The sequence below is a fragment of the Acidobacteriota bacterium genome, from assembly GCA_016184105.1.
Lineage (GTDB): Bacteria > Acidobacteriota > Vicinamibacteria > Vicinamibacterales > 2-12-FULL-66-21 > JACPDI01.
Window position 1 is genome coordinate 79,243 of record JACPDI010000014.1, and the last position, 15,306, is coordinate 94,548.

Below are 15,306 nucleotides of genomic sequence, written 5' to 3' on the forward strand. Positions count from 1 at the left end.
GTCAGAAGGTGGGCGGCGTGTTGATCCACACGAGCACGGCCTCGGTGTTCCCGGGGTTGAACCAGCGGTGCGCGAGCGTGCTCTCGAACCAGAAGCCGTCCCCCTCGTGCAGGACGTGGTACTGCAGCTCGTCGAGCCAGATTTCGAGCGTGCCGCTCAGCATGAAAATGAACTCCTCGCCCTCGTGCGCGTACGCGCCTTCGCTGCCGGCGAGCGGCGCAACGCGGAACAGCATCGACTCCAGCAGCCGCGCGCCCGTGGACAGGAATTCCATCCGCACGCCGGGCACGCCGTGCAGCAGGCGGCGCTGTCCCGGGCGCACGAGCCGGCTCTTTCGTGCGCGGCCGCCGAAGAGCGCCATGAGCGTCGTGCCGTACACCGCGGCGAGCCTCTGGAGCGTGGCGACCGACGCGTTGGCCTCCGCCCGCTCGAACGCGCTGAGGAACCCCGTCGAGATCCCGGCTTGCGCGGCGACGGCGGCGATGCTCAAGCCGCGGCGCTCCCGCAACAGGCGCAGCCGCGGCCCGATGTCGGCCGCGTCGCCCGCCCCGTCGCCGGCGCGTCCATTGCTCCTCCGCGCGCGGGCGCCGGCCTCGCCCAGCTCCCGCTTGATGCCGTGGACGTTCAGGCGCTGGACGTCGCGGAGGTACTTGATCCGCTTCAGGACCTTGAGCACGTCGGGGCTGTACAGGCGGAAGCGGCCCCGCGTCCGCAGCGGCGCGACGAGGCCGACGTTTTCCCAGAGGCGCAGCGTCGAGGCGCTCACCCCGATGACGCGCGCGGCCTGGCCCACGGTGAGCAGCCCGCCCGTCGCCGGGCGCGGCGCGGCGCGGCCGGGGGCGCGGCGTCTCTGCGTCACGATGGTCGCCGATGGTAGACCGATTCGCGGCGTTTGACAAGATTGCAGGATTCCTGTAGAAACGGCCATCGCCAACACACGCGTGCCGGGCGCGTGGCGTTCTGCAGTGCCCCCGAAACTCCGAGGAGAAGGTTCGATGCGCGCACCGCTCCCGTTCCGATGGCTCGCTCCACTCGCTCTCCTGCTCGCGACGGCGCTGCCGTCGGCCGCGCAGGTCACCGGCTCGATTGCCGGCACGATCAAGGACGACAGCGGCGCCGTGCTGCCCGGCGCGACGATCACCGTCAGCGGCCCCGCGCTCCGGCGCGGGAGCGCGACCGCCGTCAGCGCGAACGACGGCAGCTACCGCGTGCCGCTGCTCCCTCCCGGCGTCTACGACGTCAAGGCGGAGCTCGGCGGCTTCCGCCCCGTCCTCCGGCAGGGGGTCGAGGTGGCGCTGAACCAGCAGGCGATCCTGGACCTGACGCTCGGCCTCGCCTCGGTGACCGAGGCGGTCAGCGTCACGGGCGCCGCGCCGGTCGTCGAGACGACGCGCTCCGACATCACCAACCGCGTCTCCACGCGGACGATTGACGCGCTCCCGCTGAACGGCCGGAACTTCACCGACCTGGTGGCGCTCGTCCCCGGCGCGCGGCCCGTGCCCGAAGGGCAGCAGGGCGCGAACGTGTCCATCTTCGGCGAGCGCGGCGCCGCCACCTCCTTCCTCGTCGATGGCGCGGAGAACAACGACCCGCTCGAAGGGGGCGCGGCGCTGCGTTACACGCAGGACTCCATCCAGGAGTTCGAGGTCATCACGACCGGGTACGAAGCGGAGTTCGGCCGCGCCCAGGGGGGCATCGTCAACGTCGTCACGCGCTCGGGGACGGACAGCTTCGACGGCCGCGGCTTCTGGTTCCGCCGCGACGATGCGATGGATGCGTCGAACGTGCCGAACCAGGACGCGCCGAAGCTGGCGCGCGACCAGTGGGGCGCGACGCTCGGCGGGCCGATCCGCCGCGACCGCGCGTACTTCTTCGGATCGTTCGAGCGCCTCGGCGAGACGCGCGGCGTCAACATCAACCGCGCGGCGATCCCGCCGTTCATCGCCTCCGGCATCGCCACGCCGGCGGGCACCGAGGATTTCGGCATCGCGCCCGAGACGACCGGCCTCACCGGCATGGGCAAGGCGGACTACGTGTTCAACGCCGCCAACCGCCTGACGCTGACGGTCAACGGCAACGATCAGGACGTGAGCGGCGAGATCAGCTCGCCCGTCGCGGGCACCACCGCGCTGCCGAGCGCGGCGCGCACGCAGAGCGCGAGCGGGTACGCGACGATCGGCCGGCTGACCAGCGTCATGTCCGAGCGGACGTACCTCGAGAGCACCGTCGGGTACACCTCGACCACCTCCGGCACCAACCTCGATCGCGACCAGCGCGCCGAGCCGCTGCTGATCCTCCTGCGGACCGGGTTCATGCAGACCGGCGCGCCGTTCGGCGGAAAGACGAAGCGGGACCGCGACCGCGTGCAGCTCGCGCAGTCGCTGACGCGTGCCGGGATCGACTGGCGGGGCGATCACCAGTTCAAGTTCGGCTGGGACTACAACCACGTGGGCCTGTCGGGCTTCAACGAGGTCACCAACGACGTCGAGTACTCCGCCGCGTTCCTCGCGCCGAACGCGCACGCCGTCAACGAGGACCTGTTCCGCCGGCTCGGCTTCGCGCAGTCGGCGGCGCGGTTCTTCACGCTGTCGTCGAGCCCCGACGGCAGCTTGAACCTGGACATCACGAGCAACGACCTCGCCTTCTTCGCGCAGGACACGTGGCAGGCCGGCTCGTCGGTCACGATCAACGCGGGCGTGCGCTACGACTACTCGAGCCTGTTCAGCGACGACACGAACAACGTGGCGCCGCGGCTCGGCCTCGCGTGGGACGTCGGCGGCCGGCACCGCACGATCGTCAAGGCGAACTGGGGCATCTTCTTCGACCGCAACGTCCTGTCGGCGGCGGCCACCGTGCCCGAGAAGGGGGGCATCTTCACCCGCTCCGCCTTCGACGTCACGCTGCCGCGCCTGGGGGCGGACTACACCGACTCGCTGATCGATCTGGTGATCACCTCGGGGTTCCCGATCGGCGGCGGCGTCCGCACGCCGCCGGAGAATCGCGCGTACGCCGCGTTTGCCAACGCGCTGCGCGCCAACCCGTTGTATCTCTACCAGCTCCTCGGCATCTCGGTGGCGAACCCGTCGGCGCCGCCGGTGGTGACCTCCGACAACGTCCAGCAGTTGAGCGGCAAGTCCGCCGCGCAGGTGGTGGCGTTGCTCGAGTCGACCTTCCCCGGCACCGACTGGGAGTTCTTCGACGTCCCCGGCGGCTCGGTCGTCGGCGACCGGGTGCTGTCCTTCTTCCCGCGCGGCCCGCTGGCGTTCAGCCGCGACGTGTCGGTGTACTCGCAGGACCGCACGCCGTGGACCAACGCGTTCAACGCAGGGATCGAGCAGCAGATCGGCGAGAACGTCAGCGTCTCGGCGATGTACGTCCGCCGCCGCACGCGCGACCTGCTCACCCGCCGCATCACGAACCTGTTCGACGTGCCGAGGGGCGACCCCAACTTCGGCCGGACGACGGACGGCGGCCCGCGCATCAGCCAGGTCACCTACGACGGCCGCATCAACTACGACGGCCTCGTGCTCTCGGCGCGCAAGCGGTTCTCGTCGCGCTACCAGCTCGGCGTGTCGTACACCGGGTCCCGCGCGCGCGACAACCTGCTCACCGGCAGCGTGGGGTCCACGTTCAGCAACAACAACCATCCCGAGATCGACTTCGGCCCGTCGAACCAGTCGGTGCCGCACATCTTCACCGCCAACGGGCTGGTGGTGGTGCCCTTCGACATCCACGTCAGCGGCATCGTGTTCTGGCGGTCCGGCTCCGCCTTCAACCCGCGCGGGATCCAGGACCTCGACGGCGACGGCCTCGTGGACCAGCGCGACACCACGCAGGAACGCAACGCGTTCCGGACCGAGTCGTACGGCGACTTCGACATGCGTGTCGAGAAGCGGGTCGCGCTCCCGGGGCGCAGCTCCGTCACGGTGCTGCTGGAGGGGTTCAACCTGCTCAATCGCGCCAACGTCCGGAGCGTGACCGACGTGGCCGGGCCGAACTTCGGCACGCCGACGACGTTCTTCTCGGGCCGGGAACTGCAGGTGGGCATCAGGTTCCTGTTCGGCGCTCGATGAGCGGATCGTCGTTCGCGGGCGCGCGCGACCGGATTCTCTCGGCCGTGGACGCCATCGCCGCGGAGGCGGTGGCGTTTACGGCCGGCTTGATCCGGATCCCCACGGTCAATCCGCCGGGCGACGCGTACGACGAGTGCGCGCGATTCATCGGCCGCCAGCTCGCCTCGTTCGGCTTCGAGACGGAGTACGTCGACGCGCAGGGCCGTCCTGAGCACACCACGCGTCATCCGCGACTGAACGTCGTCGGGCGCCGCCGCGGCGAGCGGGCGCGCCCGTGCGTGCACCTGAACGGCCACGTCGACGTCGTGCCCGCCGGTGCCGGATGGACGAAAGACCCGTTCGGCGGCGAAGTATCGGACGGCCGGATCTACGGACGCGGCGCCTGCGACATGAAAGCCGGCATCGCCGCCGCCGTGTTCGCCGCCGAAGCGATCCGGCGCGCCGGCGTGCCGATGGCGGGGACGATTGAAATCAGCGCCACGGTGGACGAAGAGAGCGGCGGGTTTGCCGGGATGGCGCTGCTCTGCGAGCGCGGCCTGCTCGCGCGCGACCGCACGGATTACGTCATCATCCCTGAACCGTTGAACGTGGACCGCGTGTGCGTGGGACACCGCGGCGTCTACTGGTTCGAGGTCACCACGCGCGGGCGCATCGGCCACGGGAGCATGCCGTTCCTCGGCGTGAGCGCGATCGAGCACATGGGCCGCGTCCTCGATCGCTTCCATCGCGACCTGGCGCCCCGCCTGGCGTCGCGCACGACGGCCGTGCCGGTCGTGCCCGAGAGCGCCCGGCACCCCACCCTCAACATCAACGGCATCTCCGGCGGCCAGCCCGTGGACGGCATCCAGACGCCGTGCGTGGCGGACCTCTGCCGCGCGGTGTTCGACCGCCGGTTCCTGCTCGAGGAGGGCTTCGAGACGACGCGGGTGGAAATCGTCGAGATGCTCGACCGCGCCGCCCGCGAGACGCCGAATTTCGAGTTCGAGCTGCGAGACCTAATGACCGTCCACCCGGTCCGCACGCCGCAGGACTCGCCGCTCATCGCGGCCCTCGGCGACGGCATTCACCAGGTGCTGGGGCGGAAAGCCACCCAGGTGGCAAGCCCGGGGACGTATGATCACAAGCACGTGGCCCGCATTGCCGGCATCGAGCACTGCGTCGCGTACGGGCCGGGCATTCTCGATCTCGCGCACCAGCCGGACGAGTGGTGCGGCGTCGACGACCTGGTGAACGCGACGAAGGTGATCGCGCTGGCGCTGCACGAGCTGGCGGGGGCGCGGTAGGGTTCAAAGTTCAGGGTTTAGGAGCTCTCTATGCGGACCTTCGGCACCGTGCTGTGCGTCGCCGTGGCGGGCGGCATCCTCGCGGCCCAGGGACCGACGCCGGCCAACCGGACGCTGACCGCCGTCGAGGGGCTCAAGGTGGGGCACGTCACACTCGCCGCACGCCCCACCGGATGCACGGTCGTGCTCGCCGAGCAGGGTGCCGTTGCCGCGGTGGACGTGCGCGGCGGCGCGCCAGGCACGCGCGAAACCGATCTCCTCGATCCGGTCAACATGGTGCAGCAGGTGCACGCGATCGTGCTGGCCGGCGGCAGCGCGTTCGGCCTGGATGCGGCGAGCGGCACGGTGAAATACCTCGAGGAGCGCGGCATCGGCTTCGACGTGCGCATCGCGAAGGTGCCGATCGTGCCGGCGGCGATCCTGTTCGATCTCGGCTTCGGCGGCGACGCGAAGATCCGGCCGACGGCGGACTGCGGCTACAAGGCCGCGGCGGCGGCGACGTCAGACCCGGTGCAGGAAGGCAACGTGGGGGCGGGCGCCGGCGCAACGGTTGGCAAGATGGGCGGTCCGGGGCGCGCGACGAAGGCGGGCATCGGCTCGAGCGCCATCGTCATGGCAGACGGGCTCGTCGTCGCGGCGCTCGTGGCGGTGAATGCCGTCGGCGACATCGTCGATCCGGCGACGGGCCAGGTGCTCGCGGGCGTGCGGACCGAGGACGGCAAGCGCTTCGCCGACGCGCGCACGATCGTGCGCCGCGGCGAGCTGGTCATCAACGAGCATCCGATCGAGAACACCACCATCGGCGTGGTCGCCACCAACGCGCGGCTGACGAAGGTGCAGGCGAAGAAGATCGCGCAGATGGCGCACGACGGCTACGCGCGCGCGATCGCGCCGGTGCACCTCCCCGACGATGGGGACACGATCTTCTCGATGGCGACGGGCCGGTGGGAGGGAACGGTCAATCTGTCGCGCCTGGGGGCGCTCGCCGCCGACGTCATGGCGCGTGCGATCGTGCGCGCGGCCACCGAGGCGCGAGGTCTCGGGGGGCTGCCGTCGAGCCGGGATCTCAGGGAATAAGTGGGACAGTCACACTTTCCCCAGTAACGGCCCGGGAAAGTGTGACTGTCCCACTTATTCCCCAGTAACGGCCCGGGAAAGTGTGACTGTCCCACTTATTCCGCACCCGCCGCCGCCTGTCATATGACGCGCCCTGCCGTTGAACGTTCCCCCCAGCGCCCTCTATCCTCGTGTGGTCTGCGTTAACGCAGGCGCTTATCCAGAGTGGCTGAGGGAACAGGCCCGATGAAGCCACAGCAACCAGGCCCGAGTGCCCCGGTGCTAATTCCTGCCCGAACCCGGGAGAGATAGGACCAAAGGCTGGCGACTCCGCCGCCTGACGTCTTTCGTTCCCAGAACAGCGCCGGTCGTCCTAGCAGTAGGGGTGTGTCCGCAGTCTCGGCTGAGCCACGTCGCAGCGGCCGCATAAGGAGAAGACATGAAGTTCGCCACGAAGACCATTCACGCCTCGCAGCCCTCCGAGCCCGGCACCGGCTCGCTGATGGCGCCCATCTTCCAGACCTCGACATACGAGCAGGATGAGCCGGGCGTGCACCGCGGATTTGACTACTCGCGCACGAACAACCCGACACGCGCACGGCTCGAGCACGTCCTCGCGGACCTCGAGGGAGTGCCCCACGCGGCGGCGTTCGCGTCAGGTCTCGCGGCGGAAAACGCCGTGCTGCAGGCATGGCTCAAGCCGGGCGACGAGATCGTCATTCCGCTCGACGTGTACGGCGGAACGTACCGAATCCTCAACCAGGTGTACCAGCCGATTGGCTGCGTCATCAAGCAGGTCGACCTGTCGGATCCCCGCGCGCTCGAGGGTGCCGTTTCGGCGAAAACGCGCCTTGTCTGGGTGGAGTCGCCGACCAATCCGCGCCTCCTGGTTTACGATCTTGAGGCGATCGCCCGCGCCGCCCACGCCTGCGGCGCGCTGCTCGTTGTCGACAACACCTTCGCGACACCGTACTTCCAACAGCCCTTCCAGCTCGGCGCCGACATCGTTGTTCACAGCGTCACGAAGTACCTGGGCGGCCACTCGGATCTGATCCAGGGGGCGGTGCTCGCGCGCGAGGCGCACATCTTCGAGCCAATCAAGTTTCTTCAGAACGCGACGGGCGCGGTGCCTTCGCCGTTCGACTGTTGGCTCACGCTTCGCGGCCTGAAGACGCTCGAGTTGCGCATGCAGCGGCACGCGGAGAATGCCACGGCGATCGCCGCAGCGCTCGATGGTCACCCGCTTGTCAAGCGCGTGTACTTTCCGGGTCTTCCCACGCATCCCGGCCACGACGTGGCGCGCAGGCAGATGTCGGGCTTCGGCGGGATGGTGTCATTCGAGCTGGACGGCTCGGTCGACGAGGTCGTGCGGCTCGTGTCGTCGCGCCGCTACTTCGCGCTCGGGGAGAGCCTGGGCGGCGTGAAGTCGCTGATCTGCCATCCGGCGCGGATGACGCACGCGTCGATCCCGCCGGAGGCGCGCGCCGCGCTGGGGCTGTCGGACACGTTGGTCAGGCTGTCGACCGGCTGCGAGAACGCCGGCGATCTGGTGGAGGATCTCCTCGAGGGCTTGGCGGAGATCGAGAAAGATCGGAACGCGGAGCGTGAGCTGACGGGCGTGCGCGGGTAAGAGAAAGGGGGACAGTCACACTTTCCCTGAGGCTCCCCCGGGAAAGTGTGACTGTCCCCCTTCTTCTCCTTACTCGACCACGACGAACGCCACGCCCAGCTCCGCGGCCTTCGCATTCAGCGCCGCGACGTCCACCGCGAGGAACTGCTTCAGCCGCCCTTCCCACTCCTCCAGCTCGCGCTTCTGATCCGCGAACACCTCACGCGCCCCCTGCGTGGGCGCGCCGTCGCCGTCGATGACGAACTCCAGGAGGGGACTGACGCGCGAATAGAGCTTCGCGCCCCCCTTCATCGCGAGAATGTCGTACACCACCTGCGCGCGCGGATTGTGGATCTCCTCCTCGAAGGCCTCGATCTTCGTCAGCGCCGCCTCCGACGCTTTCACCAGCGGCGCCGACGGCGCGTGGCCCTTCAACGCCGTGTTCCTCGCCTTCAGCTGCCCGCTCACGGCGCGCAGCCGGTTGACGTTCTCCGTGATCCGGCTGAACGTGTCGCGCACGTCGAGCGCGAACGCCTGCTGGGCCTCGAGATCCGCTTGCGACGCTTTCGAGCGCGGGTCCGGCTTGACCACGATCGGCGCGCTCGTGCTGCGGCCGTCCACGGTGAGCGTGACGGTATACGTGCCGGGAACGGCAACCGGCCCGTACGCCGGGTTGCCCCAGTCGATCTTCGCGTTCCGGATCCGCTCCGCGCCGCTCCACCGCAGATCCCACACGGCACGCTGCACGCCCGGCTCCAGCGTGAGAGCCGGCTTCGGTTCCGGCTCGTTGTCGTCGGCGCCGGCCGCCGGCTCCGCCACGCTCGCGTAGCGTCGCAGGAGCCGCTTCTGCGCGTCGCGGATCTCGATGGCCACCTCTTTCGGCTTGTCCTTCAGGAAATACGTGATGACCGCGCCGCGCGGCGGGGTCTGACCGGCCGCGCGATCCCGCGTCCCCCCGGAGTAATACCAGCGGTAGGCCTCGCGAGGCTTGAACAGGTGCACGTCCGATGCGAGCAGCGACGGCGTCGCCTCGCGGAACGGCGCGAGGTCGTCGAGAATCCAGATCGACCGGCCGTGCGTGCCGACGACGAGATCGTCGTCTTTGACGACGAGGTCGTGCACGGCCACCGTGGGGAGGTTCAATTGAAGCGACTGCCACGTGGCGCCCTCGTCGGTCGAATACATGACGCCGCGCTCGGTGCCGAGATAGAGCTGCCCTTTCCTCTTTGGATCTTCGCGGACGGCATGCAAGTACACGTCCTGCGCGAGCTTGTCGTCGAGCCGCTTCCACGACGCGCCGAAGTCCGTCGTCTTGAACAGGTACGGCCGCATGTCGTCGAGCCGGTGCGCATCCACCACGACGTAGGCGGTGCCGGCGTCGAACGGCGAGGCCTCGATCAGGCGGACGGTGCCCCACTCCGGGAATCCCGTCATCGCACCCGTGACATTCTTCCAGGTCCTGCCGCCGTCCCGCGTCACGTGCACGAGCCCGTCGTCGCTGCCGGCCCAGATCAGATCCTTCTGCCTCGGTGATTCGGCGACCGCGAAGATCGTGCAGTAGGTCTCGACGCCGGTGTTGTCGCCGGTAATCGGGCCGCCGGCCCACTGCTGTTTTGACTTGTCGTTGCGCGTGAGGTCCGGGCTGATGGCCGTCCACGTCTGCCCGCCGTCTGCCGTTCTGAACAACACGTTGCCGGCGTGGTACACGACCCTCGCGTCGTGCGGAGACACCACGATCGGCGCGGTCCACTGGAAGCGGTACTTCAGGTCCGCGCCGCCGTGCCCGGAGCCGTTTTCCGGGTACGCGCTGATGTTGCGCGCCTGGCGCGTGCGATGGTCGTAGCGCGAGATGTAGCCGAGGTATTCCCCCGCGTACACGATGTCCGGGTCGGACCAGTCGGACACGACGTGGCCCGCTTCGCCGCCGCCAACGGAGTACCACTCCGCCGCGCTGATGCCGCCGCGCGTGAGGCTGTCGCTCGGACCCTGCGCGGTCCCGAGATCCTGCTGCGCGCCGGCCACGTGGTACGGCACGCGCGTGTCCGCGGACACGTGGTACAGCTGGCCGATCGGCAGCATCGGCGCGTACCACGACTCTCCGCCGTCGGTCGTCACGTCCACGCCGCCATCGTTGGCGACGATCATGCGCTTCGGGTTCTGAGGATCGATCCAGGCGTCGTGATAGTCGCCGTGGTGCGGTCCGCGGATGTACTTGAGCGTCTTCCCTCCATCAATCGTGCGCAGCAGCGGCACCTGCGGAAACCACACGTCGTCGGGGTTCTGCGGGTTGATCGTGAGCGTCGTGTAGTACCACGCGCGCTGGCGCAGCGCGCGGTCGGAGGTCGCCAGCGTCCACGTCTCGCCCCCATCGTCGGAGCGGAACAGACCGCCCTTTTCCGCCTCGATTAACGCGTACACGCGGCGACCGTCGGAAGGCGCCACGCCGACGCCCACCTTGCCCCAGATGCCTTCCGGGAGTCCAGATCCCGTCAGCGGCTTCCACGTGTCGCCGCCGTCGCGCGATACGTAGAGGCCGCTGCCCGGGCCGCCGCTGACCAGGTCCCAGGGTTTGCGGCGCGCCTGCCAGAACCCGGCAAAGACAATGTTCGGGTTCGACGGGTCGAGCGCCACGTCGGAGGCTCCGGTGTCGCTGTCCTTCTTCAGGACCTGCTGCCACGTTCTGCCGCCGTCGGTCGTGCGGTAGACGCCGCGCTCCGGGTTGGGCCCGAAGGCGTGGCCGAGCACCGCCGCAAACGCGATGTCGGCGTTGCGCGGGTGCACGGCCATCGTCCCGATCTGCCCTTCCTGTTTCCAGACGTGGGTCCAGGTCTTGCCGGCGTCGATCGACTTGTAGATGCCGTTGCCCGCTGCCACGTTGCCGCGGATGTTGGCTTCGCCGGATCCGACGTACACGACGTTCGGATCGGAAGGCGCGACGGCGATCGAGCCGATTGACGAGATCGGCTGCTCGTCGAACACGGGCTTGAAGCTGATGCCGCCGTCAGTGGATTTCCACACACCGCCCGACGCGGTCGCCGCGTAGTAGATCGACGGGTTCCCTGCGATGCCCGCGACACGCGACACGCGCCCCCCTTGCGCGGGGCCGACGTTGCGATACTTGATGGCTTTGAAGGGCGTCGCCGCCTTGTCGCTTTGCTGCGCGGCGCCGCCCGAAACGAGAAGAAACAGGCAGACGACGAGTGAAGTCAGGAACCTGAGACGCATGGATGACCTCGTGTGCGGCAATGATACGCGAAGTGTCCAGCCGGTGGTCTATTTCGGAGCACTCCGTGTGCGCCCCCGCGGCGCCCATTCCCCTAAGCTGGCCGTGCAGAACACATTGCGGGCATCGCGTTGTTTGGCGCTGACCTTGCCTGCCAGGACGCGTGGCTCAACCTGTCTCCCTCGGCTCCATTCGTGAGACGGCCAAGGTGCGCGCGCTGCCGGATCGCGCCAGGACGTTAACGCTCCGCGCCGTGGGGGACCCGCACGGCATCACCGCGGTGTCTCAGCGGGCGCACGCCCCGCGCGGGCATATTGCCCTTGGCGGGCTGCTCGTCGAGCGCGGCCTCATCACCTCGGAACAGCTCGATTCGGCGGTCGCCGAACAGAAGAAGACGGGGCGTCGTCTCGGCCACGTCCTCGTGGACCAGGGCCTGGTCTCGGCGGAGGCGCTCCTTGAAGTGCTCAGCGAACAGCTCGGCGTGCCGACCGTGCGCATCAACGCGTACACGGTCAGCCTCGAGGCGATCGCGTCGCTTCCCGAAAAGGTGGCGCGGCGGCACACGGCGTTCCCGCTGCGGAAGACCGGCAGCACGCTCGTCGTCGCCCTGCCGACGCCGAAAGACCTGACCGCGCTCGACGACCTGCGCTTCGCGTCGGGTTGCGAGATCCACACCGTGCTCGCGCTCGAGGACGAGATTGTCGCGGCGCTGAACCGCTACTATCGCGATGAGTGGCTGCCGGACGCCGGCGCGGAGCAGGCGAACGCGGTCGTGCTCGATTCCCCGTCCACGCAGTTGCTCGCGCGCGACGAGGCGGCGGAACGCTCCGCGGTGGCGATGCTGGAGCGCGTGATTGCACGCGCCGCGGCCGACACCGCCAGCGACATCCATTTCGAGCCGCGCCAGGACGATTTCCACATCCGCTTCCGCGTGGACGGCGTCTTCCGGGAGGTCGCCGTGCTGCCGCTCGCGCTGGCGCCCGCCGTGGTCGCGCGCGTCAAGGTGCTGTCGGGGATGGACATCGCCGAGCACCGGCTCCCGCAGGATGGACGCTTCAGTGCGACCGTCGGCGAGCAGCGGCTCGATCTGCGCAGCTCGACCTACCCGACGGTACACGGCGAGAAGGCGGTGCTGCGCCTGCTCGACAGCGCGCGGCTGCGGCTGCTGCTCGATCGCATCGGGATGAATGGCACGACGCTCGACACGATGCGCGAGCTGATCCACCGGCCCGAGGGGATCCTGCTGATCACCGGGCCGACCGGCAGCGGGAAGACGTCCACGCTGTACGCGGCGCTCGGCGAGTTGGTACAGACCGGCAGGAACATCGTCACGATTGAAGATCCTGTCGAGTACTCGCTGCCCGGCGTCAACCAGGGGCAGACGAACGACAAGGCGGGGTTCACGTTCGCGCGCGGGCTGCGCGCGATCCTTCGACAGGACCCGGATGTCGTGATGGTCGGCGAAATCCGCGACGTCGAAACGCTCGAAGTGGCGATCGAAGGATCGCTGACCGGCCACCTGGTGCTCTCCACGCTGCACACCAACGGCGCGGTGGCCACGATCGCACGGCTGATGGAGATGGGCCTCGAGCCGTACCTGCTCGCCTCGAGCGTCCTCGGAATCGTGGCGCAGCGCCTCGTCCGGCGCATCTGCGATACGTGCCGCACGCAGGTGACCACGCCGGCCGCGCTGCGGTCGATGTTCCGCGAAGGGGAGCCCGCGTCCTACTTCCGCGGCGCCGGGTGCCCCGACTGCCGTGGAACCGGCTTCCGCGGCCGGGCCGCGATCTTCGAGCTGCTGCGGATAACGGAGCCGATGTGCGAGCTCGTGCTCGGACGCGGCTCGGGCGCGCAGCTCAACGAGCTGGCCCGCCGCGAGGGGATGCGCACGTTGCGCGAAGAATGCCTGTCGCTGGTCGAACGCGGCGAGACCACGCTCGAGGAAGTCTTGCGCGTGACGCAGGAGCGCCGCCAGCACGCCCGCACCGGGGAGTGAACCGCCGGGCGTTTTCCGTTCCCGCCTTGTCTGGCCCCCACGTTGCTATAAAGTGAGGACGTCTGCGAGCCTGCCGGATTTTCGGCAGGCGGTCGACCAGGAGATCGCCCATGATCCGCCGTCTGGCCGTCGTGATCGGTGTCATCGCCGCGTCCGTGCTCGTCGCCGCGCAAAGGAAGCCGTCGGACCCGCAGACCGCCGGGCACATGAGAGAGCACTACACGCAGGTACATGCGGTGGAGCACGCGGTGATTCGCGGCGATCTCGAGGCGGTCAAGGAGCCGGCCACGTGGCTGGCCGCGCACGAGGCGTCGCAGGAGCTCGACAAGGCGTCGGCCGCGCAGGTGTCGGCCATGCGCCAGGCGGCGCGGCGCGCCGCGGACGCGGAGGATCTCAAGTCGGCCGCGACCGCCACGGCGGCCATGCTCGCGGCGTGCGGCGACTGCCATCGCGCGGCGGCCGTCGTCCCGCCGGTGCCCGTGCCGGACCGCCCGGCCGTGGCCGGATCGGTGGGACACATGCTCGAGCACCAGCGCGCGGTCGACCAGATGGCGAACGGGCTCATCGTTCCGTCGACGGGGATGTGGAAAGAGGGGGCCGACGCGCTGAAAGCGTCGCCGCTGCGCGCGGGCGACCTCCCGCGCGACCCGAAGCTGACGCGCGAGATCGCCGCGGCCGAGGACCGCGTGCACGTGCTCGCCGACCAGGCCTCAGCCGCCGCCGAAGAGAGCGCGCGCGTGAACGCCTACGCGCAGATCATCTCCACCTGCGCCCAGTGCCACGGCCTGCACGGCCGGATCTGGGGGCCGGGGTTGCCGAAGGCGGAGGTCAAGTAAGCGCCTAGCGGGTGGCTCCGTGGGCGGCGCCCTTTCTGATGACACCGTCCACAATGACGATCTCGACACGCGACAGCGCCGTGATGTCGAAGTTCGGGTCGCCATCAACGACAATCACGTCGGCGAGTTTTCCCGGTTCTATGGTGCCGAGATCGGTCCGTCCGAGGACGCGTGTCGCGTTCAAACGGGTCGCGGCAACCAGTACTCGTGACGGAGCCATGCCCATGTCGACATGGGCCTTCATCTCCCTCCACAGCGCTTCGGTGTGGAAGTTCATCGGGGTTCCAGAGTCGGTCCCCATGCCCATGACTGCGCCGGAGTCGATCCACTGCCTCGCGACACGCTCGCGGAAGAACAACTCGCTGTCGATACGGTTGAAGTAGCTCAGCGTGTGCCAGTTCTTGAACGACTTCTGGACCTCGTCGTAAATCTCCGGCCCGAAGTCCTCCTTCAATCGTGGATCCTGAAGGCGTTCGGGGAACGCTTCGGTCGCCGGATAGATCCATGATCGATGCGCGATCGTGTCGACGATGGGCCGTCCGGATTGGGCGATACGTCGGACGAGATCCGCGGTGTAGGGAGGGTGCGTGCCGCCGGATCCGACGTGCTGCAGGACGTCCACGCCGGCCTCGAACGCCTCGCGCACCTCGTCCTCCGCGTAGACGTGTGCGTGAACCTTGAGCCCTCGCTTGTGCGCGGCTCCCACGATCGCGCCGAAGTACGCCGCGTTCAGGCCGGACTGCGCCTTGATGAGATCGACGCCGGCGTTCGCGAGTTCCTCAACCGCGGCGGCCGCCTCCTCCGGGGTGCTCACCGGCTGCGTCAATCCAACCTTCTCTGTGACACCAGGCGCCCCGCCCGGACGCCGGCGTACAATCATCCGGCCGGACACGAACAGGCGCGGTCCCGCCAGCTCCCCCTTCTTAATCCGGTCGCGCACGCGGAGACTCTCTGGAAGCGGGTCGCCGACGTCGATTGCCGTCGTCGATTCCGTGGCGGGCCAAGCGGCGGCCGGAGCCGCCAAATGAAGGGTGGATTCAACCTGTCGCGCTGGGCGCTCGAACACATCCCCCTGACCCGCTACCTGATCGTCGCCCTGCTGATCGGCGGCATCATGAGTTATTCCCGTCTCGGCCAGGACGAGGATCCGCCGTTTACGTTCCGCGCGATGGTGGTGCGCGCCATGTGGCCGGGCGCAACCGCCTTGCAGATGGCCGACCAGGTGACCGA

10 protein-coding genes and 1 riboswitch are annotated in these 15,306 nt (G+C 69.0%); of the genes, 7 read left to right on the forward strand and 3 right to left on the reverse strand.

Going from position 1 to position 15,306, the window contains the following annotated elements; genetic code table 11:
* Position 1: 1 nt before the first annotated feature.
* Complete coding sequence (locus HYU53_06210) at positions 2 to 859, reverse strand: MerR family transcriptional regulator (protein ID MBI2220784.1); 858 nt, start codon at positions 857 to 859, stop codon at positions 2 to 4.
* A gap of 136 nt (positions 860 to 995) precedes the next feature.
* On the opposite strand from HYU53_06210, the gene HYU53_06215 reads away from it, so the two are divergent.
* From HYU53_06215 to HYU53_06230, 4 genes are all read left to right on the forward strand, one after another.
* Positions 996 to 4,073, forward strand: coding sequence for a TonB-dependent receptor (locus HYU53_06215; GenBank protein ID MBI2220785.1), 3,078 nt, complete (start codon positions 996 to 998; stop codon positions 4,071 to 4,073).
* On the forward strand, positions 4,070 to 5,356 hold the full coding sequence (locus HYU53_06220) for an acetylornithine deacetylase/succinyl-diaminopimelate desuccinylase family protein (protein ID MBI2220786.1): 1,287 nt from the start codon (positions 4,070 to 4,072) through the stop codon (positions 5,354 to 5,356). The genes HYU53_06215 and HYU53_06220 overlap by 4 nt, the downstream gene beginning before the upstream one ends.
* A 30-nt stretch (positions 5,357 to 5,386) precedes the next feature.
* Complete coding sequence (locus HYU53_06225) at positions 5,387 to 6,433, forward strand: P1 family peptidase (GenBank protein MBI2220787.1); 1,047 nt, start codon at positions 5,387 to 5,389, stop codon at positions 6,431 to 6,433.
* A gap of 192 nt (positions 6,434 to 6,625) precedes the next feature.
* Positions 6,626 to 6,727, forward strand: a riboswitch (SAM riboswitch).
* A gap of 124 nt (positions 6,728 to 6,851) precedes the next feature.
* The gene (locus HYU53_06230; protein MBI2220788.1) at positions 6,852 to 8,042 is read left to right on the forward strand and encodes an aminotransferase class I/II-fold pyridoxal phosphate-dependent enzyme; all 1,191 of its coding nucleotides are present in this window, start codon (positions 6,852 to 6,854) and stop codon (positions 8,040 to 8,042) included.
* Between the two features lie 69 nt (positions 8,043 to 8,111).
* Here HYU53_06230 and HYU53_06235 read toward each other — a convergent pair whose 3' ends face one another.
* On the reverse strand, positions 8,112 to 11,246 hold the full coding sequence (locus HYU53_06235) for a glycosyl hydrolase (protein ID MBI2220789.1): 3,135 nt from the start codon (positions 11,244 to 11,246) through the stop codon (positions 8,112 to 8,114).
* Between the two features lie 161 nt (positions 11,247 to 11,407).
* Between HYU53_06235 and tadA the strand changes: the two genes are divergently transcribed.
* Positions 11,408 to 13,240, forward strand: a complete 1,833-nt coding sequence (gene tadA, locus HYU53_06240) for a Flp pilus assembly complex ATPase component TadA (protein ID MBI2220790.1) — start codon at positions 11,408 to 11,410, stop codon at positions 13,238 to 13,240.
* Positions 13,241 to 13,350: 110 nt separating this feature from the next.
* The gene (locus HYU53_06245; GenBank protein MBI2220791.1) at positions 13,351 to 14,076 is read left to right on the forward strand and encodes a hypothetical protein; all 726 of its coding nucleotides are present in this window, start codon (positions 13,351 to 13,353) and stop codon (positions 14,074 to 14,076) included.
* 4 nt (positions 14,077 to 14,080) lie between these two features.
* Here HYU53_06245 and HYU53_06250 read toward each other — a convergent pair whose 3' ends face one another.
* Complete coding sequence (locus HYU53_06250; GenBank protein ID MBI2220792.1) at positions 14,081 to 15,100, reverse strand: amidohydrolase family protein; 1,020 nt, start codon at positions 15,098 to 15,100, stop codon at positions 14,081 to 14,083.
* On the opposite strand from HYU53_06250, the gene HYU53_06255 reads away from it, so the two are divergent.
* On the forward strand, positions 15,101 to 15,306 hold a 206-nt coding region (locus tag HYU53_06255), incomplete at its 3' end, for an efflux RND transporter permease subunit (GenBank protein ID MBI2220793.1).